This is a genomic window from Pseudomonas sp. Fl4BN1 (assembly GCF_009908285.1).
Taxonomy (GTDB): domain Bacteria; phylum Pseudomonadota; class Gammaproteobacteria; order Pseudomonadales; family Pseudomonadaceae; genus Aquipseudomonas.
In genome coordinates this window covers 289962-311920 of record NZ_JAAARM010000001.1, presented here as the reverse complement: position 1 = coordinate 311920, position 21959 = coordinate 289962, and the positions used below count along the sequence as shown (strand labels likewise).

16 protein-coding genes and 1 pseudogene are annotated in these 21959 nt (G+C 62.9%); 3 read left to right on the top strand and 14 right to left on the bottom strand.

The features are described from left to right. Positions 1–31 precede the first annotated feature (31 nt). The 8 genes from hutG to hutC all read right to left on the bottom strand — a co-directional run bounded on the left by hutG (position 32) and on the right by hutC (position 10224). Complete coding sequence (hutG, locus tag GV818_RS01390; protein ID WP_161754446.1) at positions 32–835, bottom strand: N-formylglutamate deformylase; 804 nt, start codon at positions 833–835, stop codon at positions 32–34. Positions 836–845: 10 nt separating this feature from the next. Then, positions 846–2051 carry an imidazolonepropionase gene (hutI, locus tag GV818_RS01385; protein WP_161754444.1) on the bottom strand — a complete coding sequence of 402 codons (1206 nt, stop codon included), beginning with the start codon at positions 2049–2051 and terminating at the stop codon, positions 846–848. A 12-nt stretch (positions 2052–2063) separates the two neighbouring features. Continuing rightward, positions 2064–3476 (bottom strand): amino acid permease, encoded by a 1413-nt coding sequence (locus GV818_RS01380; RefSeq protein WP_161754441.1) that lies wholly within the window; start codon positions 3474–3476, stop codon positions 2064–2066. A gap of 156 nt (positions 3477–3632) precedes the next feature. Beyond that, positions 3633–5165: a histidine ammonia-lyase gene (gene hutH / locus GV818_RS01375; protein WP_161754439.1), complete on the bottom strand. Its 1533-nt coding sequence runs from the start codon at positions 5163–5165 to the stop codon at positions 3633–3635. Positions 5166–5288: 123 nt separating this feature from the next. Continuing rightward, positions 5289–6758 carry a purine-cytosine permease family protein gene (locus GV818_RS01370; RefSeq protein ID WP_161754438.1) on the bottom strand — a complete coding sequence of 490 codons (1470 nt, stop codon included), beginning with the start codon at positions 6756–6758 and terminating at the stop codon, positions 5289–5291. A gap of 129 nt (positions 6759–6887) precedes the next feature. Continuing rightward, entirely contained in the window at positions 6888–8570 is a 1683-nt protein-coding gene (hutU, locus tag GV818_RS01365; protein WP_161754436.1) for a urocanate hydratase, read from the bottom strand. A gap of 416 nt (positions 8571–8986) precedes the next feature. After that, the gene (locus GV818_RS01360) at positions 8987–9559 is read right to left on the bottom strand and encodes a HutD/Ves family protein (protein WP_161754434.1); all 573 of its coding nucleotides are present in this window, start codon (positions 9557–9559) and stop codon (positions 8987–8989) included. Beyond that, on the bottom strand, positions 9556–10224 hold the full coding sequence (gene hutC, locus GV818_RS01355) for a histidine utilization repressor (protein ID WP_256667381.1): 669 nt from the start codon (positions 10222–10224) through the stop codon (positions 9556–9558). The genes GV818_RS01360 and hutC overlap by 4 nt, the downstream gene beginning before the upstream one ends. A 188-nt stretch (positions 10225–10412) precedes the next feature. Between hutC and GV818_RS01350 the strand changes: the two genes are divergently transcribed. Continuing rightward, entirely contained in the window at positions 10413–11777 is a 1365-nt protein-coding gene (locus GV818_RS01350) for a formimidoylglutamate deiminase (protein WP_161775669.1), read from the top strand. 81 nt (positions 11778–11858) lie between these two features. Here the strand turns inward: GV818_RS01350 and GV818_RS01345 are convergent, their stop codons facing one another. Further along, positions 11859–12428: a lipocalin family protein gene (locus GV818_RS01345; protein WP_161754427.1), complete on the bottom strand. Its 570-nt coding sequence runs from the start codon at positions 12426–12428 to the stop codon at positions 11859–11861. 32 nt (positions 12429–12460) lie between these two features. Continuing rightward, positions 12461–12715, bottom strand: a complete 255-nt coding sequence (locus GV818_RS01340; protein ID WP_161754426.1) for an outer membrane protein assembly factor BamE — start codon at positions 12713–12715, stop codon at positions 12461–12463. 281 nt (positions 12716–12996) lie between these two features. Between GV818_RS01340 and GV818_RS34855 the strand changes: the two are divergent. After that, positions 12997–14031: pseudogene (locus tag GV818_RS34855) on the top strand (HAMP domain-containing protein); the annotation flags it as partial. A 93-nt stretch (positions 14032–14124) separates the two neighbouring features. Next, positions 14125–14889, top strand: coding sequence for a methyl-accepting chemotaxis protein (locus GV818_RS34850; RefSeq protein ID WP_372242028.1), 765 nt, complete (start codon positions 14125–14127; stop codon positions 14887–14889). Between the two features lie 97 nt (positions 14890–14986). Here GV818_RS34850 and GV818_RS01330 read toward each other — a convergent pair whose 3' ends face one another. The 4 genes from GV818_RS01330 to GV818_RS01315 all read right to left on the bottom strand — a co-directional run bounded on the left by GV818_RS01330 (position 14987) and on the right by GV818_RS01315 (position 21791). Further along, a complete protein-coding gene (locus tag GV818_RS01330) occupies positions 14987–15589 on the bottom strand; it encodes a DUF924 family protein (protein WP_161775667.1) in 603 nt (200 codons plus the stop codon). Positions 15590–15593: 4 nt separating this feature from the next. Then, positions 15594–16604 (bottom strand): class 1 fructose-bisphosphatase, encoded by a 1011-nt coding sequence (locus GV818_RS01325; RefSeq protein WP_161754420.1) that lies wholly within the window; start codon positions 16602–16604, stop codon positions 15594–15596. Between the two features lie 160 nt (positions 16605–16764). Then, entirely contained in the window at positions 16765–18144 is a 1380-nt protein-coding gene (locus GV818_RS01320) for a DUF3999 domain-containing protein (protein ID WP_161754418.1), read from the bottom strand. Further along, complete coding sequence (locus tag GV818_RS01315) at positions 18141–21791, bottom strand: DUF2339 domain-containing protein (RefSeq protein ID WP_161754416.1); 3651 nt, start codon at positions 21789–21791, stop codon at positions 18141–18143. The genes GV818_RS01320 and GV818_RS01315 overlap by 4 nt, the downstream gene beginning before the upstream one ends. Positions 21792–21959: the final 168 nt, after the last annotated feature.

Sequence of the window (21959 nt, the reverse complement as noted above, 5' to 3'; positions counted from 1 at the left end):
TCTCCAGCCTGGCGTGGCTGCCACCATATGATCAGCGGCCGTAGCGCTCATGCCCCCAGGCCAGCAGGCCTTGCAGCAATGCCTTGAGCACCTCCTGGGTCGGTGCCGCCAGATCCTCGCGATAGCGGAACGGTTCGAACTCCTCCATATAAGCGCTCTGCGCCAGTTCCAGCTGCACCGCGTGAATGTGCTCGGCCGGGTTACCGTAATGCCGGGTGATGTGACCGCCCTTGAAACGACCGTTGAGCACATGGGTGTAATCACCATGAGCGGCGCAGATGCTCTCCAAGTGGCTGGCCAGTTGCGGATCACAGCTGGCGCCATTGAAGGTGCCGAGGTTGAAGTCCGGCAGCTTGCCCTCGAACAGGTGCGGGATCAGCGAGCGAATGGAGTGGGCATCGAACAGCAAGGCATAACCGAACTCGGCCTTGAGCCGCGCCAGCTCCTCCTGCAGGGTGCGGTGATAAGGCCCCCAGACCTCTTGCAGGTACTGCTGCCGCTCGGCCTTGGAAGGCGCCTGCCCCTCGATGAACAAGGGCTCACCATCAAACAGCGTCTCCGGGTACAGGCCCGTGGTGGCGCCAACGTAAAGGGGTTTATCGTCGGACGGACGGTTCAGGTCGATGACGAAGCGCGAGTATTCGGCGGCCAGGGTACTGGCCCCCAGCGCCGTGGCGAATTCGTACAGACGTGGGATGTGCCAGTCGGTATCCGGCAGGCTCTGCGCCCGCGGAACCAGCCCGGCGGCCACCGCCGGGGTCAGGCACGTGCCGGCGTGGGGCATGCTGATCAGCAACGGCACCCGACCAGGTTTGAAACTCAGAACCTTATCCACAACCCTTCTCCTACACAGTCACTTCAACGCCGTGTCGTACGACGCGTTTTTCCAGGTCACCGCCCAGCCAATAGGCCAGGTCGGCGGGACGATCAATCTGCCAGGCGACGAAGTCCGCCACCTTGCCCACTTCCAGCGAGCCATGGGTTTGCTCCATGCCCAAGGCCTGGGCCGCATGCAGGGTAACCCCGGCAAGGGCCTCCTCGGGAGTCATGCGAAAACAGGTGCAGGCCATGTTCAACATCAAGCGCACTGACAGCGCCGGTGAAGTGCCAGGATTGAGGTCGCTGGCCACGGCGATCTTCACCCCGTGTTTGCGCAAGGCATCCATCGGCGGCAACTGGGTTTCCCGGAGGAAATAAAAGGCCCCGGGCAATAGCACCGCAACCGTCCCGGAGGCCGCCATGGCGATGGCATCGCCCTCGGTCATGAACTCCAGGTGATCGGCGGACAGTGCCTGATAGCGCGCTGCCAGGCTCGAACCATGCAGGGAAGACAGCTGCTCGGCATGCAGCTTGACCGGCAGGCCAAGCTTCTGCGCGGCAATGAACACCCGCTCCACCTGCGCCGGGGAAAACGCCAGGTATTCACAGAAGGCATCCACGGCATCCACCAACCCCTCGGCCGCCAGCGCCGGGAGCATCTCGCTGCAGATGTGCTCGATGTAGTCATCCGCACGCTCGGCGTATTCCGGCGGCAGGGCGTGGGCCGCCAGGCAGGTGCTGCGCACGCTGACCGGCAGCACCTCGCCGAGCCTGCGGATGACCCGCAGGATCTTGCGCTCGCTGGCCAGGTCCAGGCCATAGCCGGACTTGATCTCGACGCTGGTGACGCCATCCCGCAGCAGGCTCAGTAGACGCTTGCGCGCACTGACGAACAACTCCTCCTCGGTGGCCGCACGGGTAGCCCGCACGGTGCTGGCGATACCGCCACCGGCGGCGGCGATTTCGGCGTAGCTGACCCCCTGCAGACGCTGTTCGAACTCACCGCTGCGGTTGCCACCGAACACGGTATGAGTGTGGCAATCGATCAGGCCCGGGGTGACCCAGGCACCCGCCAGGTCCTGTACCTGATGGTAATCGGCGACCGGCGCCTGCTGGCGCCGGCCGATCCACTCGATGTGCGCCCCTGACGTCACGATGGCCGCGTCCTCGATGATCGAGTAGGTGCCCTGGGCCATGCTGGCGACGTTGCAGTGTTGCCAAAGAGTCTTCATCCAAGGCCTCCGTTAATGATCAGTAGGTACAGAAGTGTCGGCGAGAATTCGCTGGGCCTGCGCGGCCGCCGGTTTGACCCACAGCATATAGGCCAGCACTAGCAACACGACCCACGCCACGCCCACCATCAGCGATGCCTGGGTTTCCGGGAAGTAGGCCAGCACGCCGAAGATGAACAGCATGAAAACAATGGCCGCCGCCGGCGCCCAAGGCCAGAACGGCACCTTGAACTGCAACTGCGCCACCTGCTCGGCGCTCATGGAGCGGCGCATGGCCACGTGGGTCAGGAGAATCATCAGCCAGACCCAGACCGTGGCGAAAGTGGCCAAGGAGGCAATCAGCAGGAAGATGTTTTCCGGAATCAGGTAGTTCAGCACCACCCCGCCCAGCAAGGCCACGGCCATCACGAGCACGGTCATCCACGGCACCCCATACTTCGACACCTGGGCAAAGCCCTTGGGCGCCTGCCCTTGCTGGGCCAGGCCGAACATCATACGTCCAGCGCCAAAGATATCGCTGTTGATCGCCGACACCGCCGCCGAAATCACCACAATATTGAGGATGGTCGCCGCCGCACTGATTCCCAGGCTGTCGAAGATCTGTACGAACGGACTGCCTTGGGTACCGATCTGCGGCCAAGGGTAAATCGACATCAGCACGAACAGGGTCAGCACGTAGAACAGCAAGATCCGCAGAGGCACCGCGTTGATCGCCTTGGGGATGACCCGCTGCGGGTCCTTGGCCTCACCGGCGGTGACGCCAATGATCTCGATCCCGCCGAAGGCGAACATCACCACGGCGAATGAAGCGATCAGCCCACCCACGCCGTTAGGCATGAAGCCACCATGAGCCCAAAGGTTGCTGACGCCGGTCGCCTGGTCGGCGGTGGCCGAGCTGAGGCCGAACAGCATGATGCCGAAACCACCGAGAATCATCGCAACGATCGCCCCGACCTTGAGCAGTGACAGCCAGAACTCCATCTCGCCAAAGACCTTGACGCTGCACAGGTTCAGGCCGCCGATCAGCAACACGATGCCCAGTACCCAGACCCAGCGCGCCACCTCCGGAAACCAGAAGCCCATATAAATGCCAAAGGCCGTGACGTCGGCCAGGCAGACGATGATCATCTCGAACGCATAAGTCCAACCCAGCACAAAACCCGCCAGGGGGCCCAGGTACTGGCTGGCGTAGTGACCGAAGGAGCCGGACACTGGGTTGTGCACGGCCATCTCGCCCAGGGCGCGCATCACCATGAATACCGCCGCGCCACCGATCAGGTAGGCCAGCAGTACCGCCGGGCCGGCCATCTGGATCGCCGAGGCGGAGCCGTAGAACAGCCCGGTGCCGATTGCCGACCCCAGGGCCATGAAACGTATGTGCCGGGCGGTCAGGCCCCGGCGTAAGCCTTTCTCTTGCGATTGCATGTCTTTGTCCCTTTTATTGTTATCGGACAAGACCACCCTGCGCGGCTGCGCAGGGTGACTGGAGCAGGCGCTCCAGGTCTGTCTTGCGGGTAACGCGCCCCCTAATGGGCCGCCCCTGCCTACCGGACACGGAGTGACAGGGCGGCCCGTCGCCCATCACAGGCTCGGCAACAACCGGGCAGGCAACAGATCGTTCAGGCAGCGTGAAGCCAACAGTTCGCTGGCGGCGTTGATGTCCGGTGCGAAGAAACGGTCCTTCTCGTAGTACGCCACTTTTTCGCGCAGGGTAGCGCGGGCTTTTTCCAGGGTCGGCGAGGTTTTCAGGCCTGCGCGCAGGTCCAGGCCCTGGCAGGCCGCCAGCCATTCCACAGCCAGGACACCGCGGGTGTTCTCGGCCATTTCCCACAGGCGCTTGCCGGCGGCCGGGGCCATGGAAACGTGGTCTTCCTGGTTGGCGGAGGTGGGGATGCTGTCCACCGAGTGCGGATGGGCCAAGGCCTTGTTTTCGCTGGCCAGGGCCGCCGCGGTGACCTGGGCGATCATGAAGCCGGAGTTGACCCCGCCATTGGCCACCAGGAACGGCGGCAGCTGGGACATGTGCTTGTCCATCATCAGCGAGATACGGCGTTCGCTCAGGGAGGCGATCTCGGCGATGGCCAGGGCCATGTTGTCGGCGGCCATGGCCACCGGCTCGGCGTGGAAGTTGCCACCGGAGATCACGTCACCCTCGGCAGCGAACACCAGCGGGTTGTCCGATACGGCGTTGGCTTCCACCACCAGCACTTCGGCGGCCTGGCGGAACTGAGTCAGGCAAGCGCCCATCACTTGCGGCTGGCAACGCAGGGAGTACGGGTCCTGAACCTTGTCGCAGTTCTGGTGCGAGGCGGACACCTCGGTGCTGTCCCCCAGCAATGCCCGGTAGGCCGCAGCGGTATCGATCTGCCCGCGCTGACCGCGAGCGGCGTGAATCCGCGCATCGAACGGCGAGCGCGAACCCAGCACGGCTTCCACCGTCAGGCCACCACAGACCAGGGCACCGGCGAACAGATCTTCGCCTTCGAACAGACCGCGCAGGGCATATGCAGTCGAAACCTGGGTGCCGTTGAGCAGCGCCAGGCCTTCCTTGGCGGCCAGGGTCAGCGGCTTGAGGCCGGCGACTTCCAGGGCCGTCGTAGCTTCCAGCCATTGCCCCTTGTAGCGCGCCTTGCCCTCGCCCAGCAGCACCAGGGACATGTGCGCCAGTGGCGCCAGGTCACCGGATGCACCCACAGAGCCCTTGAGCGGGATATGCGGGTAGACCTCAGCGTTGATCAGGGCGATCAAGGCATCGATCACCTTGCGACGGATACCGGAGAAGCCACGGCTCAGGCTGTTGACCTTGAGCACCATGATCAACCGCACCAGATCATCGCTGATCGGCTCGCCCACGCCAGCGGCATGGGACAGCACCAGGGAGCGCTGGAGATTTTCCAGGTCGGCGCTGGCGATGCGGGTCGAGGCCAACAGGCCGAAACCGGTGTTGATCCCGTAGGCGGTGCGGTTCTCGGCGAGGATCTGCTCGACACAGGCGACGCTGGCGTCGATCTGCGCCGAAGCGCTGTGGTCCAGGCTCAGGGTCAGCGGTTGCTGATAGATAGCCCGCAGTTGGGCCAGGGTCAGTTGGCCGGGAATCAGGTTTAGCGCAGTCACATTTATGCTCCTTTTGAGAGTTTTGTAATAACGACCAGTCGCTCCGGAAGCTTCCGTTGTCCGTCGCCAGGCTCAATAGTGAGTCGCTGGCGCCTTGGCACGCTGGTTATGGAAAATCGGGGTTCACACCGCCGTAACACGGCGAGGCTCATGGGTCGTTTGTTCAAGGGCTGCTGGCGGCTCGGCGGGCAGGATCAACTGCTCGGGCACCGCCCCATGCCACTTCTTCGCACAGACGTAATACAACGCTGCGGGCACCACCAGGCCGATGATCCAGGAAATATCAGTATCGCCAAGACTCGCCACCAGGGGGCCGGTATAGAAGTGAGTGGAAATGAACGGCATCTGGACCAGCACGCCGAACACATAAATGCTGATGCCCATGACATTCCAACGACCGTAGCGACCGTCCGGGTCGGACAGCGCAGGGATGTCATAACGCTCCCTGGTGATGCAATAGAAGTCCACCAGGTTGATCGCGCTCCAGGGCGTGAAGAACGCCAGCAGGAACAGGATGAAGGATTTGAACGCACCGAGGAACGAGTGCTGGCCGAGCAGAGCGATCAGGGTCGCGGTACCGACAATCAGCAACACCACGACCAGCCGCTGCAAGCGGGTCACCTTCAGCTCGCCGCGAAAACCGCTGATGATGGTGGCAATGCACATGAAGCTGCCGTAGGAGTTCAGCGTCGAGATGGTCACCTTGCCGAAGGCGATGCTGAAGTAGAGCAACGCGGCTATCGCACCACTGCCACCCAGGCCAACGATGTAGGCCACTTCACGGCCAGCGAACTGGCCCTTGGACATGGCCGCGGCGAACACCCCGAGCACCATCGCCACCTGAGCACCGATCACCGAACCTGCACCGGCGGCGAGGAACGTCTTCAACGGCGAAGTCGTGCTCGGCAGGTAGCGCGAATAGTCGGCGACGTAGGGACCGAAAGCGATCTGCCAGGATGCGGCCAACGACACGGCCAGGAGGAAACTGCTCCAGCTGAAGTGACGAATAGCCAGCAAGGCACTGACGTCGGTCTGGCTCAGCAGCCGGCTGAACAGGTAGCAGAAAGCGATCACGCCGATCACACTGGCGACTCGGCCGATATAGTGAATCACCCGATAGCCAAGCACAGTGACCAGCACAATGACACTGGCGAAGACCAAGATGCCGGTGCTGTCACTGACGCCGAACATCTGGCCCAGCGCCTGCCCGGAAAGCACCGTGCCGGTCGCGGTGAAGCCCAGGTACATCAGGCACACCAGCACCATCGGGATGGCCGCGCCATAGACTCCGAACTGCACCCGACTGGAGATCATCTGCGGCAGGCCGAGCCTCGGCCCTTGCGCCGCATGCAGCGCCATCACCCCGCCGCCCAGCAGTTGCCCGATCAACAGACCGATCAACGACCAGAACACATCACCGCCCAACACCACCGCCAGAGCGCCAGTGACGATGGCTGTGATCTGCAGGTTGGCACCCAACCACAGGGTGAACTGACTCAAGAGACGACCGTGTCTTTCCGCTTCCGGGATGTAGTCGATCGAACGCTTTTCGATCAACGGTTTGATGCTTGCACGATCATTCGCTAAAGCCATGGACGTCGAACCTCTATGGGCACTGCAGACGATATCCCCTGTAGGAGCGAGCTTGCTCGCGAGGCGGTACGACTCGCGCACCGCAGTGTTGCCATCGCCAGCAAGCTGGCTCCTACAGAGAACGGGGGGTTACTTGCCGGTGATCATCGGCAGATTCAGGCCCTGTTCCTTGGCGCAATCGATAGCGATCTGGTAACCGGCATCGGCATGCCGCATGACCCCGGTGGCCGGATCGTTGTGCAGCACGCGGGCAATACGCTCGGCCGCTTCATCGGTACCGTCGCAGACGATCACCATCCCCGAGTGCTGGGAGAAGCCCATGCCAACGCCGCCGCCGTGGTGCAGGGAAACCCAGGTTGCGCCACTGGCGGTGTTCAACAGGGCGTTGAGCAACGGCCAGTCGGACACGGCGTCGGAGCCGTCCTGCATGGATTCGGTTTCACGGTTCGGGCTGGCCACGGAACCGGAGTCCAGGTGATCACGGCCGATGACGATCGGCGCCGACAACTCACCGCTACGGACCATTTCGTTGAACGCCAGACCGAGCTTGGCGCGCAGGCCCAGGCCGACCCAGCAAATCCGCGCCGGCAGGCCCTGGAAGCTGATGCGCTCGCGGGCCATGTCCAGCCAGTTGTGCAAGTGGGCGTCGTCGGGGATCAGCTCCTTGACCTTGGCGTCGGTCTTGTAGATGTCTTGCGGATCACCCGACAGCGCCGCCCAGCGGAACGGGCCGATGCCGCGGCAGAACAGCGGACGGATGTAGGCCGGGACGAAGCCTGGGAAGTCGAAAGCATTCTCGACGCCTTCTTCCTGGGCCATCTGGCGGATGTTGTTACCGTAGTCGAAAGTCGGGATGCCCTGCTTCTGGAAGTCGAGCATGGCCTGGACGTGCACGGCCATCGATTGCTTGGCCGCCTTGACCACCGCTGCAGGCTCGGTCTTGGCGCGCTCGCGGTATTGCTCCCAGGTCCAGCCAGCCGGCAGGTAGCCGTTGAGCGGGTCGTGGGCGCTGGTCTGGTCGGTGACCATGTCCGGGCGCACGCCGCGACGGACCATTTCCGGAAGAATCTCGGCGGCGTTACCGCACAAGGCAATGGAGATCGCACGGCCTTCGGCAGTGTATTTGGCGATGCGCGCCAGGGCGTCGTCCAGGTCCTTGGCCTGCTCGTCGACATAGCGGGTCTTGAGGCGGAAATCGATGCTGGTCTGTTGGCACTCGATGTTCAGCGAGCAGGCGCCGGCCAGGGTTGCGGCCAGAGGCTGGGCGCCGCCCATGCCGCCGAGGCCGGCGGTCAGGACCCAGCGGCCCTTGAGGTTATCGTTGTAGTGCTGGCGACCGGCTTCGACGAAGGTTTCGTAGGTGCCTTGGACGATGCCCTGGCTGCCGATATAGATCCAGCTGCCGGCGGTCATCTGGCCGTACATGGCCAGGCCCTTGGCATCCAGTTCGTTGAAGTGTTCCCAGGTAGCCCAGTGCGGCACCAGGTTGGAGTTGGCGATCAGTACCCGCGGCGCATTGCTGTGGGTCTTGAACACGCCCACTGGCTTGCCGGATTGCACCAGCAGGGTTTCGTCATCATTCAGGTTGGTCAGGGCTTCGACGATCTTGTCGTAGCACTCCCAGTTGCGGGCGGCGCGACCGATGCCACCGTAGACCACCAGTTCCTTGGGGTTCTCGGCGACTTCCGGGTCGAGGTTGTTCATCAGCATGCGCAGCGGCGCTTCAGTCAGCCAGCTCTTGGCGGTCAGCTTGTTGCCGCGGGCGGCGCGAATTTCGACGTTGCGGAATGTGGTGGGTTTGCTGTCAGTCACGGAAAAACTCCTCGGCGATGAGTCCAAGGTGCGAAGAGGATTCCATCGACTCTTACGCACACATATTTACTTGTACATACAAGCATATGCAATCAAGCGGCCAACTCTCTTGAGACTTACCTGATAAGCCTCAGGAAAAATCTGCAAGCCTTGTGGAATGCGGTCTCCAGCAGTGCGTAATTTTTAAACGAAGATTTTTTGCCAGGTGCGCAGCTGTTACCAAAGTCGGGGGTTGCGCCGTACTGGGGCATTCGGTAACAAATCAGTGCGCGAACGGAAGCGCATTCGACGGCCGAGAGGTGGGAGTTTTACCCAGCACCAATCGCCTCGATCCGAATGGGATCGAAGTGCAGATTAAGGAGGGAAGTGTGAAACATCCGCAGGCCGTATCCCGGCCTGCGGCAACCGCTGGTTGATCAAACAGCGGTGAGTTCGATCACGCAGCAGAGACCATCGAGGGCGATTTCCATGACCTCGGTGTTGCCGTCCACGCGCAGGCAGTCATAGCGCCCCAGTGCTTGCACCGGGGTGTTGCCCATGTCCACCCACGCCTGCTCGGCGGCACCAAACACCAGCACCGTGTGGGCCTGGGTGAAAAACCGCTGCTGGCCATCGAGCCATTGCAAACGGGCGACGTAACGCTCAGGGCAATAGATCAGGTTGAAGTCGCGGATCGCCCCGTCCAGCAGGGTGCAGCTCACCTGGCTGGCGCCACTGAAGGCAAAGGCATCGAGGGGCAGCAAGGGCCGCGCATCCCGGCCATCGACATTGAGCGTCATGCCGGTGCCTTGCAACACGGTGATGATCCGCTGATAACCGGCAAAGCTGGAAAAACCGCCGGACTCGGCGATGTCGGCAATCGACAGGCGCCAACCGAAACCCTCCAGGCCGGCCCCAGTATCGCGAGCAATCTCTTCAGTGCTGCCGCCGCCATTTTTCCACGGCATGCGCGGGTAGTCGGTGGCGCGTAAAAGGGTGGACTGGATCATTTATGAAAGCGTCCTTCCAGACGATGACGGGAACCGGGGTGGATCAAACGCGCAGCAGTCACCGGCTGGCGCCCGGACCAGGTACGGCGGCGAATCAGCAGGCACGGCTCGCCACGCTCGATCTGCAGCAGCCGGCACTCTTCGGGCTCGGCGAGAATCGCCTCCACCACGTGCTCGCCCTCGGTCAGGGGCGCGACCTGGGACAGATAGGCATAAGGGGTTTGCAGGGTGAAGTCCTGCTTGAGGTACTCCGGCGCCACCAGGGCGTTAACGAAGCGATCCTCGATCTGCACCGGAATATCGTTCTCGAAATGCACGATCAGCGAGTGGAAGACCTTCTGCCCTTCGCGCATGTCCAGGGCCAGGGCGCGCTCGGAACCGGCAGCCTCCTCGCCCAGGGTGACGACCTGGCAGGTGTGGCGATGACCGCGGGAGGCGATCTCGTCGGCAATGTTGTGCACCTCGAACAGCGCCGACTGGCTCTTGGGCTCGGCAACGAACGTGCCCACGCCCTGCATGCGCACCAGCATGCCCTCGGCGGTCATTTCCCGCAGCGCGCGGTTGATGGTCATGCGACTGAAGCCCAGCTGATTGACCAACTCGCTTTCCGACGGCACCCGGTAATGCGGCGGCCAGTTCCCGCTCTCGATCTGCTGGGTGATCATCTGTTTGACGCGGGCATACAAGGGCGCCGGACTATCGCCCAGATGGGCAGCCAGCGGCAATTTGGCAGGCGGAGTCGGCACGGGAAATCCTTGTGGTTCGATAAAGGTGGCTAGCTTGCCGGAGTTTACCGGGCAGGCAAACGTCTGTATATGTATATACAAATAACATAACGATGGGGTTTTGAACCATGTCCGCCTTCTTTGCCGAGCGCGCGCTACTGCCTAATGGATGGGCCAACCATGTACGACTTGAAGTCAGCGCCAGCGGCCAACTGACTCACATCCAGGCCAACGCCAGCGCAGAAGGTGCCGAGCGGCTCAAGGGCCCGCTGCTGCCAGGCATGCCCAACCTGCACTCCCACGCGTTCCAACGGGCCATGGCCGGGCTGGCGGAAGTTGCCGGCAACCCCAACGACAGCTTCTGGACCTGGCGTGACCTGATGTACCGCCTGGTAGGCAAGATCAGTCCCGAGCAGCTGGAGATCATCGCCCACCAGCTGTACATCGAAATGCTCAAGGCCGGTTACACCTCGGTGGCGGAATTCCACTATGTGCATCACGACACCGACGGCCAGCCCTACGCCGATCCTGCCGAGCTGTCTCGACGCATCAGCCAGGCAGCCGGCAGCACCGGTATCGGCCTGACCCTGCTGCCAGTGCTGTACAGCCACTCCGGATTCGGCGGTCAGGCACCCAATGACGGCCAGCGGCGCTTTATCAACAGCACGGAAAACTACCTCGAGCTACAGCAGCGTTTGCAGCCCCTGCTGGCACAGCAGGCCAACCAGCAACTGGGCTTGTGCTTTCACTCCTTGCGCGCGGTCACCCCACAGCAGATCAGCGAAGTGCTGGCCGCCAGCGATCGCCAATGCCCGGTGCATATGCACATTGCCGAACAGCAGAAGGAAGTCGACGATTGCCTGGCCTGGAGTGGGCGTCGCCCACTGCAATGGCTGTATGAAAACATCACGGTGGATCAACGTTGGTGCCTGGTCCACGCCACCCACGCCAACCCGGAAGAAGTCAGTCTCATGGCCAAGAGCCAAGCCATTGCCGGCCTGTGCCTGACCACCGAGGCCAACCTCGGTGACGGGATCTTCCCAGCGGTGGATTTCCTCGCTCAGGGCGGGCGCTTGGGCATCGGCTCCGACAGCCATGTATCACTCAGCGTGGTGGAGGAACTACGTTGGCTGGAGTACGGCCAGCGCCTGCGGGATCAGCGGCGCAACCGCCTGTATCGCGCGGACCAGCCCATGGTTGGCCGCACGCTGTACGATGCCGCGCTGGACGGTGGCGCCCAGGCACTGGGGCAAGCCATAGGCGCCTTGGCCGTGGGCAAACGCGCCGACTGGCTGGTGCTCGATGGCAACGACCCCTACCTGGCCACCGCCGACGGTGACGGGATTCTCAACCGTTGGCTGTTTGCCGGCGGCGACCGCCAGGTGAGGGACGTGATGGTGGGTGGCCAGTGGGTGGTGCGTGACGGGCGCCACGCTGCCGAAGAAGACAGTAGCCGGGCCTTCACCCAGGTCCTGCGCGACCTGCTCAACTAACCCCAACCCGTAGGATCCGGCTTGCCGGCGAAAGCATTCTCACGAGCGCCTTCGCCGGCAAGCCGGCTCCTACGGATGAGCTTATTTCGAGGTCTTGGCCATTGCCGAGTCCGACACCCGCCAGATCAGCCGCGTGGTGTCATAACCCTGCTGGCGAGCCTTGCTCAGCAACTCCTCACGCACCGTCTCGGTGACTTCCGGCGTCCGCGACAGCAGCCACAGGTAGCGCCGGTTCGGGTTGCCAACAATCGCGGTCTTGTAGTCATCGCTGACGTACAGCACCCAGTAGTCACCCTTGGTCGCCCCCGGCAACAGCCGCGAGAACCAGTTATCGAACTCGACCCAGAGCTTGTCGGTTTTACCCGACACCTGAGGCGTTGCCGTGCCGCGAGCCTCCTCCCACTTCCACTCCGGAGTCAGGCAGCGGTTGAGCACCGCCACGGTGCCATCCGGCAGTTGGGTGTAACGGGCCTCGGATTGCGCACAGTTGCGCTGGAAATACATCGGCAACCGCGCCAACTCGTACCAGGTCCCTTGGTAACGCTTGAGATCGACGTGATTGACGGTCTTGGGCGCCAGCGAATCGTCCCGGGACGTGGCGCAGCCGGCCAAGAGCAGGCCGACCAGAAGAGTGACAACAAAACGCATCATTATTTTTCTCCCGCAGGCCCGAAGCCCCGGTTTTACTTCAGGCCTTGCCCGGAAAACATCAGGACCTTGTCACCGGCATACTGCACGCTGATAAAGCTGTTCTTGTCGCCCCAGGTGCAACTGGACATGCCCAGCGCGCCCGAACAATCGGTCGGTTTGCCCAGGAGTTGCTCAACCTCGACCTTGGGCATGCCCGCCGAGAGCTTGGAATAGTTTTCCTGATTGACCTTGCTGCACGCAGCCAGCAGCACGCAAAACGACAACAGAGCGAGAGAACGCAGGGACATGGTGAACTCCTGGACGAAGGGGGGAAGGCCTGTCAGCCAACCAGAAGCTTAGAAGAGAAAACCCCCTTCTGGTTCCCCATCGCGGCGGGTATTTGTTGCCCGATGTCCCAGGCATTTTCCTCGCAAATCAATGACCTTTCTACCTGCCCTGGCAGTTCGTCGGTTTTCCTCGCGGGCGCCTCATCTTACGTACTGGCCAGTCGACATAACTGCAGCGCAAAACCCTCCACTGTGGCAAATTGACGCCCCTCGTTGACCAGCCCATCGCGGTAGTTCATTTAATGACCAGCAATATGAAATTCAGCCACAAGATCCTGCTTGCCGCCGCCCTTGTGGTGGCCGTCGCGTTCGCCTGTTTTATTCTGTTCAATGACTACCGACAGCGTGAGGCTCTACACAGCAGCACCGAATCCTCGATGCAAGAACTGGGCAGCCTGACCACCAGCAATATCCAGACCTGGCTGGAAAGTCGCATCCAGCTCCTGCAATCCCTGGCCCAACAGATCGCTGTGGACGGCAACGGCGCCGACAGCCTGAAACGCAGCGTCGGCCTGCCCGCCTATACCAGCAACTTCCAGCTCAGCTACTTCGGCGGCCAGGATGGCGTGATGTTCTCGGTGCCAGCCGGCAACCGCAGCGCCGACTACGATCCCCGCGCCCGTGGCTGGTACAAGGCCGCCAACAGCGCCCAGCAGACCATCGTCACCGAACCCTACATCGCCGCCTCGTCCGGCAAGCTGGTGATCACCGTCGCCACGCCGGTGCGGCATCAGGAGCAAATGATCGGCGTCGCCGGAGCCGACATCGACCTGTCGAGCATCAGCGCGATCATCAACTCGCTGAACTTCGGCGGTCATGGCCACGCCTTCATCGTCAGCGCCGATGGCAAGATCCTGATCCATCCCGATAGCAAGCTGGTGCTCAAAAGCCTTGCCGAGGCGTATCCCAGCGGCGCGCCAACCATCAGTCCCGGCTTGAAAGAAGTGCAACTGAACGGCAAGACCCAGTTCATCTCCTTCACTCACGTCAACGGTGTGCCCTCGGCCGACTGGTACGTGGCCCTGGTCCTGGACCAGGACACCGCCTTCGCCATGCTCAGCGAGTTCCGCACCTCGGCGATCATCGCCATGTTGATCGCCGTGGTGATCATCATCAGCCTGTTGGGCATGCTGATCCGCCTGCTGATGCAACCCTTGCACCTGATGGGCCGGGCCATGCACGACATCGCCGAAGGCGAAGGCGACCTGACCAAGCGCCTGGTGATCCACAGCCACGACGAGTTCGGCACCCTGGGCCTGTCGTTCAACCGTTTTGTCGAGCGCATCCACAGTTCGATCCGCGAAGTGTCCTCAGCCACCGGCCAGGTCAACGAAGTTGCCCTGCGGGTGGTGGCCGCCTCCAACTCGTCGATGCTCAATTCCGACCAACAGGCCTCGCGCACCAGCAGCGTCGCTGCAGCCATCAACCAGCTGGGCGCCGCCGCCCAGGAAATTGCCCAGAACGCCGCCCTGGCTTCGCAGCATTCCAGCGATGCCCGCAGCCTGGCGCAAGATGGCCAGCAGGTGGTGGACAAGACCATCGCTGCCATGCAGCAGCTTTCGGTGAAGATCAGCAGCTCCTGCGACAACATCGAGACCCTCAACAGCAACACCGTGAACATCGGTCAGATCCTCGAAGTCATCACCAGCATCTCCCAGCAGACCAACCTGCTGGCCCTCAACGCAGCCATCGAGGCAGCCCGGGCCGGGGAAGCCGGACGCGGCTTTGCCGTGGTCGCGGACGAAGTGCGCAACCTCGCCCACCGTACCCAGGATTCGGCGCAGCAAGTGCAGAAGATGATCGAGGAGTTGCAGGTGGGTGCCCGTGAAGCGGTGGGCACCATGACTGAAAGTCAGCGCGAGAGCGAAAGCAGTGTCGGCATCGCCAATCAAGCCGGCGAACGCCTGGACAGCGTAACCCAGCGCATCGGCGAGATCGACGGCATGAACCAGTCAGTGGCCACCGCCACCGAGGAACAGACCGCCGTGGTGGAGTCGATCAATGTCGACATCACCGAGATCAACACCCTCAACCAGGAAGGCGTGGAAAACCTGCAAGCGACCCTGCGTGCCTGCGCCGATCTGGAGCAACAGGCCAAGCGCCTGCAGCAGTTGGTGGGCAGTTTCCGTATCTGACAGCTTCGCCGGTCAGCCTGCCCCTACAGAAACCCGGTAGGAGCCGGCGGGCCAACGAAGGCGATCTGCCAGGGGTCTTCAGCAACACTGTCGACAATCAGAAGCGCGAGCCGGGCTCACCCAGGAAGGCCAGTTCTTCGGCTGTGGATTCACGGCCAAGAATGATATTGCGATGGGGGAAGCGCCCGAAGCGGGCAATGACCTTCTGGTGCCGTTCGGCATAGTCCAGTTGATCGGCGAATACCGGGCGATCTTCCAGCGACTGTTGGTCGTGCAGGGCGGCAAAGCGTGAAACGCCTTCGTTCTGCACCGCCAGGTGCTCGCAATGCTCGAACACCAGGTAGATGAAGCTGCGCTGCATGGCGCTCAACTGCCGATCAAGATCCGCGGCAATGCCTTGCGCTACCAGGGCCTGGGCACGGCTATCGCCGGCAAATGCCTTGGGGGTGTCGCGGTAGATCATGCGTGGCAGTTGGTCGAGCAGGATCACCAGGGCCAGCCAGCCTTGCGGACTTTGCGCCCAGTCGGTCAAGCCGCCCGCCAGCGCCTGTTCGACCTGGCCCCCGAAGCGCGTGCGCGCTTCGAGGTCCTGGCTGTCACGCTTGCCAAACCACAGGCCGCCCTTCTCAGCCACGATGTCCGAAGGTTTCTCGGCGCTGCCGAACCACCAATCAAGCAAAGGCTGCCAGGAGTCGGCCATGGGTTTACTCGCTGTGGTAGGAAGTCGCGCGAGCGACTTCTTCTTTCGAACCAAGGAACACCGCTACGCGCTGGTGCAAGCCTTCAGGCTGGATGTCGAGAATGCGCTGATGGCCGTTGGTGGAGGCGCCGCCGGCTTGTTCAACCAGGAACGACATCGGGTTGGCTTCGTACATCAGGCGCAGTTTGCCTGGCTTCTCCGGCTCGCGGCTGTCACGTGGGTACATGAACAAGCCACCACGGGTCAGGATCCGGTGCACGTCGGCAACCATCGCAGCGACCCAACGCATGTTGTAGTTCTTTTTCAGCGGACCGTCTTCGCCTGCCAGCAGTTCGTCGACATAGCGTTGTACCGGCGCTTCCCAGTGACGCTGGTTGGACATGTTGATCGCGAATTCCTGAGTGGATTCCGGGATCTTGATGTCTTCGTGGGTCAGTACGAAGCTGCCCATTTCACGGTCCAGGGTGAAGCCTTTCACACCATCGCCCAGGGTCAGCACCAGCATGGTCTGCGGGCCGTAGATGGCATAACCGGCAGCAACCTGCTCGGTACCTGGCTGCAGGAAGGCCTTTTCGTTCAAGGCTTCGTTCTGGCTCAGGTACTCGTTCGGGCAACGCAGTACCGAGAAGATCGTGCCGACCGGCGCGTTGATATCGATGTTCGAGGAGCCGTCCAGTGGGTCGAAAACCAGCAGGTAGGCGCCCTTCGGATATTTGCCGGGGATCTGGTAGGCATTGTCCATTTCTTCGGACGCCATGCCGGCCAGGTGACCGCCCCATTCGTTGGCTTCGAGGAGGATCTCGTTGGAGATCACGTCGAGCTTCTTCTGCACTTCGCCCTGCACGTTTTCCGTGCCCATGCTGCCCAACACGCCGCCCAGGGCGCCCTTGGACACAGCGTGGCTGATCTCCTTGCAAGCACGCGCCACCACTTCGATCAGGAAGCGCAGATCGGCAGGAGTGTTGTTGCTGCGGGTCTGCTCAATCAAATAGCGACTCAGGGTAACGCGGGACATGGAAGGCTCCGGAGGAATGGGGGGCTAAAAACCCGCGCAGTTTAACGCGAGTCGAGGCGCATTTCCTCCTCTCAGACAGGGAACTGGCAGATAGAGTTCAGGCGCCGGTTTCAGCGTAGTCGCATTTATGGCGAGGGCGCTTGCTCCCTCGCCACAGGGATCAGGATTTGATCGCTGGTTTGCGCAGCAGGCTGAACGCCATTGCGCCCAATGCCAGCACCCCCAGGAGCAGCACCGCCCACAGGCCGATTTTCTTCCAGTCAGGCCCGCTTGCCACCGGGGCGGCCGAGGTCGCGGCAGTGGACGGCGTCAACTGCGCCGCACCCTCGACCTTGGCCTGACCGAGCTCCTTGAGGCGCTGCGGACTGTAATCGGGAATCAGGGTGGCCAGCGGCAGGTTCGCCGCCGTCGCGCTCGGATTGCCCAGGGCCAGGGTGTAAGGCCCGGCGCCACGGGCCAGGAACACCAGTTGGGTGCCACGCACGGCAAATTGCAGCGACGGAGCCTCGCTGCCCAAGCCACCTCCGCGCTCATCCACGGTGAGTTTCAGTTGCTGCACGGTCTGCCCGGGCAATTGCAGTTCGTTCTGCTGCACGTCCTGGCCGTTCTGGGTCAGGCGATACAGCAGGCCGCTGCCCAGGGGCTGCCACGGCAGGCTGCTCTCGCGACGCCCATGCAGCGTCGCCGGGGCCAGGCTGTTGGCCTGTTTGAGTTCGACTCGCACCCGCTCGATATTCAGCCCCATGGGCAACTGCCAGGTGTACTCACCCGCCTTGGCCGTACTGCCGCCCAGGGGCTGCGACCACACCAGCGGCGACGGCAGGCTGCTGGTGCTGCTGCTCAGCAGTTGTGCCGAGATCAGCGCCGGTGCCGACTGCGGGGTGTTCCACAACAGGCGCAGGTAGCGCGCCGACTGCCCGGGCAAGGCCACTTCATGCTGCTCGATCCGTTCGTCGGCAAACGACAGACGCGCCACCTGGCCTTCGCCCCAGGATTGCCAATGCTGCAGGTCGTCGCTGGCCTCGATGCTGAAACGCTGGAAACCGTCGCGCTCGCTGGTCCAGTCCAGTACCAGTTGCTGCAACGGCGCCTTGATCGCACTGGCGTCCAGCAACCAGCCCCGCAGGACTTCCTCGCCCGCCTCAAGCTGAGTGGCTGGCTGCACCTCCACCAGGGTGCCATTGGCAGTGGACTGCACTCGCACACTTGGGGTGCTGTCGCTGGCCTGCTCGGAGTTGTACAGCGGGAACCACTTCACGTCGCTGAGGTTGCGCCGCTCACTGGTCTGCGCCTGCTGACGAGCCAGGGCATAGGCTTGGGGCTCGCCGGCAGCGTTGAATACGCGGATGTCGCGCAGATCGGTCTGGCTGGCATGGAGTTGCACCGCTAGCGGCAACTCGAGGCGATACCAGGGGCCCTCGCCGCTCAGGCTCAATGGTGCAAGGGACTTAAAGTCCCCCGGCTTGTCCTGGGCCACGGCGGACAACGCCACACACAGGCCCATGGCCCCCAACCAGCCCAGGTTCAACTTATGACTCAAGACGACACTCCTTCATTCAACGGTTTGCCAGCCTCAGGCTCGGCCTCGGCCCGCTTGGGCGGCAACGGGGCGAAGTAGCCCACCACCAGCAACAGCACGCCGACCCCGATGAACGAGACGATCCGCGCCAGCCCGCCACGGTTGCTCAATTCCACCAGGAACAATTTGGCCACCACTACGGCAATCAGCGCAGCGCCAATCAGCCAGACTTCGCGACGATGACGCAAATGCCCGCCAATCATCAGGCTCAGGGCAATCAGGGTCCAAACGATGGACAACCCGGCCTGGACCATCATGGATTCCAGCAGCGCATCCGGCTGGAACGGTACGCCGCTCCAATGGTGAGCCGCCCGCATCACCAGGACAGTAAAGAAGGCGAACAGGGAGACCCCGGTCACCAACTGCAGGCCACGTTGCGCATGATCGGCACGAATCGACAGCTGCTGCACGGCGCTGCGGGACCAGACATAGACCCCGAACAGGGAGAACAGCAGTCCCAATTCGAGCGGGTTGAGCAGCGGCAGATACGGCAACGGCTCGGCGCGTCCGTCGCTGAAGGTATTCGCCAGCCAGAACCAGCCGAGCATCAACACCGCCAGGGGCAGTGCGGCATACAAGCGGTACTCTCTGGAGTGGGAGGAAATCGGCCACGGCCAGTTGCGCGGCAGTGCCATCAACACCAGGTACAGGCTTGGCAGGATCGCCCAACCCAGCCAGCGCCAGGCGTTGTACTGCTCGGACAACAGCAGCAGGGCATAGCGCAGTTCCAGCGCCAGTATTCCGATCAGCAGCCAGCACCCCAGCACATGGGCACCGCTCAGCACCCGCGCCGGCAGCAATGTCGCCAAGCGCCGCAGGCTGAAGAAGTGCACTGCAAACAGCAGACTCCAGGCCAGCCAGCCAAGATCTGCCGCCGGGTGGTAACGCGGCGCCCAGGATGCCAGCAGCACCAGGGCCCCGGCCGGTATCAGCACACTGCACAGCAGGCCAAGAGACGACCATTTCAGGCGCAGCGCCAGCAATGACCAGAGCAACACACTAGCGGCAGCGATCAGCAACAACAGGCTTGCCTGCCAATGGACCGGAGCAAAACGCAGTACTTCCTTGAACCAGGTAAAGGCCCACCAGCAAGCACCCCAGGCCAGTAACAGATCGGACAGATGCCCCAGGCGCAAAGCAGCGAATGCCGAGCCGTGGTTGCCCCGCTGCAAGCGCCAGGCGCCCACCAACGCTGCCAGGGCCAGGACCATCGGCGTCCAGAAGTCGCCATTGGCCAGAGGCCGCACGCCCTCCTCCAGATCGCTGAAGAACCCGTTCGAACCGGCCAGCAGGAAGGTACTGCCGCCAATCACCTGCAGCAGCAGGCCGAAGACAAAACTCGCTCGCTGCTGCAGGTACAGGCTCAGCCAGATGATCAGCAGGCCGCTGGCCGCCCAGACTCCGCTGGCGGTGCGCCAAGGCAGGACAAACAACACCGCCAGGTTGATCATCATCAACCCCGCCAGCAGCACCACCGACAGGCCACGCAGCAGGCGCGGGTCACTGCGCACCATGTCATCGCGGGCCGCCAGGAGCATGCCGCCGATCAGTGTCAGGCCGATCAGCGACGCGCTCAACAGGCCGCTCCAGCCAGCACTGAACACCCCACTGGCATTCGCGTCCGCACCTTGCAGGCGCATCAGGAACAGGGCGCCGCCCAGCAACTGTATGGCGAACGCGGTGAACAGGAACGCCCGTGATTGCAGGCGCAGGCCAACAAACAGTGTCACCAGTCCTGCCAGGGCCCAGCTGATGGCGGTGCCTTGAGTGAAAAAGAACAGCGGCGCCAACAGGTACAGGAAGCCCAGCCCGAGCACTGCCAGGATCGGCGCTATGCCCTGCTCCCAATTCGACGACAAGGCCGCCTCGGCCCGTCGCAGTTGATCAAAACTGAACAGCAACGCAGCCCCGAGCAACAGCGCGCCCAACGGCGCACCGGCCAGCAGGCTGGTGTCACCGGGGCTCAGCTCACTGAGGAAAGCCAGGGCCGAGCCCACCTGCAGCAGCAAGGCGAACGCCCGCGCCAGAGGACGCTGCTGGCGCAGGCCGAGCCAGAAGATTCCGGCGCCCTCCACCGCCCACGCGGCAGCGGTCCAACGCGCATCCAGGCCCAGCGGAATCGCCAGGCTGGCGAAAATCACTCCCAGTGCCAGGCAGGTTTCACCCAACAGCAGAGCGCGCCCACCCATCAGCACCCGGGCCAGCAGCATGTAGATCAGACCCAGCGCCAAGGCGCTGAAGGACGCTGCGAATTCCAGGTGCTGGACCAGCGCCAACTGCAGGCCGAAGCCCACCAGCGGCGGACCGAAAAGCATGCTGCCGTCGACATAGTCGCCCTTGCGCGCGGACCAGTGCAGCAGCGCCTGCCGGCTGTCGTCCTGCGGCGCATCACTCATCTCCAGCAGCTTGCGCCGGGTGAACAACAGGCCGATGGCCAGGTACATCAGGAAGAACAGGATCAGGAACGGCTCGGTATTCCACAGCAGCTCCGGTGCATAGGAGCGCATGCCCCAGGCGAAACCGATGCCGAAGGTACCGACAAAGCCGATCAGGTTGAGCAGGCGCCAGGCCTTGAACCAGGCAATGGCCAGGATCCCGGCGTTGAGCAGGGCGAAGTAGCTGAACAGCGCCACATGGCTACCGGCGCCTGTGGACGTGAGGATCGGCGCGGCAAACCCACCCAGGGCAGCTGCAGCCGCCAACCCCAGGGCGTCCTGGGTAATGGCCAGGATTGCCGAGAACAGCGTCACCGCCACCAGCAGCCCTAGCGCAGCGGAAGGGTCGAGCAATGGGTGCAGGCGCATGGCCGCGAACACGGTCAAGTACAGCACCGCGATACCGGTACCTTGCAGCATCAGGGCGTAATTGCTGTTGCGCCGACGCAGCCACCAGCCCAGCCCCAGCAAGCCCAGGGAGCACGCCGCGACTCCGGCGTAACGCATTTCGATGGGCACCACCATGCCTTCGGTGGCGTAACGCAGGAGGAAGGCCAAGCCAAGGAACAACAGCACCACGCCGACCCGCAGCACGGTGTTGCCGCCAAATAACCAGTTGCGTGCGCCGCTGATGGCACGCTCGATCAGGTTCGGTTCCAGATGCACAGGGGCAGCAGGCTGATGCGCCTCCTGCGACGTCGGTTGCGACTGCCAGACCGCGTCCGGCACAGGCTGGCTGGCCTCGGCTGCGGCAGCCGACTGGGCAGCGGCTGGCAATTCCCAAACCAGCTCGGCAGCGACGGGAGCAGGCTCTACCGGCTGGACGGGGTCGAGAATGAATTCAGGCAATTGCGCAAGCTCTGGAGCCTCGGCAAAGCCAGTGGCCGTCTCGGGGAATGCTGCGCTGCTGGCTGTGGCCAAGGGCTGCGACGTGGGCTCGACAGTCGGGCTGCCGCTGGTTTCCAGCAACGCAAGACGCTGGCCCAGCGTGGACAGGGTGTTCTTCGCCAGCTCCAGCTCGCGGTGCTGATCAGCAACCTGCTTGTGCAGGGCACCGAGACGCAAGGCCAGGCCGATGGCCAGCCCCACGAACGCGCCAATCAGGGCATCGCTGAAGGATTCATCAACGATCCAGCCCAGCACCACCCCCAACAGCATGAACATCCATTGCATGTGTCGATATCCCTAAGCGGTCCACTGAAGGACGGGTACAACCGTGTTGACACTTTCGCCGGCAAGACGGCGCAGGTCACCCCCTATTGGAAGCCAGTCACGAAGCACAAGGCACCAGCAGGGAGATAAAAGGCGGCGCTCAGTATATCGACAAGGCCCAACAAACGT

Bases quoted from the DNA above. Each gene is read 5' to 3' on its own strand.
- GV818_RS01370 (WP_161754438.1), bottom strand. From the start codon at position 6,758: ATGGCTTTAGCGAATGATCGTGCAAGCATCAAACCGTTGATCGAAAAG.
- GV818_RS01325 (WP_161754420.1), bottom strand. From the start codon at position 16,604: ATGTCCCGCGTTACCCTGAGTCGCTATTTGATTGAGCAGACCCGCAGC.
- hutC (WP_256667381.1), bottom strand. From the start codon at position 10,224: ATGATCACCCAGCAGATCGAGAGCGGGAACTGGCCGCCGCATTACCGG.
- GV818_RS01330 (WP_161775667.1), bottom strand. From the start codon at position 15,589: ATGGCCGACTCCTGGCAGCCTTTGCTTGATTGGTGGTTCGGCAGCGCC.
- GV818_RS01360 (WP_161754434.1), bottom strand. From the start codon at position 9,559: ATGATCCAGTCCACCCTTTTACGCGCCACCGACTACCCGCGCATGCCG.
- GV818_RS01380 (WP_161754441.1), bottom strand. From the start codon at position 3,476: ATGCAATCGCAAGAGAAAGGCTTACGCCGGGGCCTGACCGCCCGGCAC.
- GV818_RS34850 (WP_372242028.1), top strand. From the start codon at position 14,125: ATGCTCAATTCCGACCAACAGGCCTCGCGCACCAGCAGCGTCGCTGCA.
- GV818_RS01350 (WP_161775669.1), top strand. From the start codon at position 10,413: ATGTCCGCCTTCTTTGCCGAGCGCGCGCTACTGCCTAATGGATGGGCC.
- hutI (WP_161754444.1), bottom strand. From the start codon at position 2,051: ATGAAGACTCTTTGGCAACACTGCAACGTCGCCAGCATGGCCCAGGGC.
- GV818_RS01315 (WP_161754416.1), bottom strand. From the start codon at position 21,791: ATGCAATGGATGTTCATGCTGTTGGGGGTGGTGCTGGGCTGGATCGTT.
- GV818_RS01340 (WP_161754426.1), bottom strand. From the start codon at position 12,715: ATGTCCCTGCGTTCTCTCGCTCTGTTGTCGTTTTGCGTGCTGCTGGCT.
- GV818_RS01345 (WP_161754427.1), bottom strand. From the start codon at position 12,428: ATGATGCGTTTTGTTGTCACTCTTCTGGTCGGCCTGCTCTTGGCCGGC.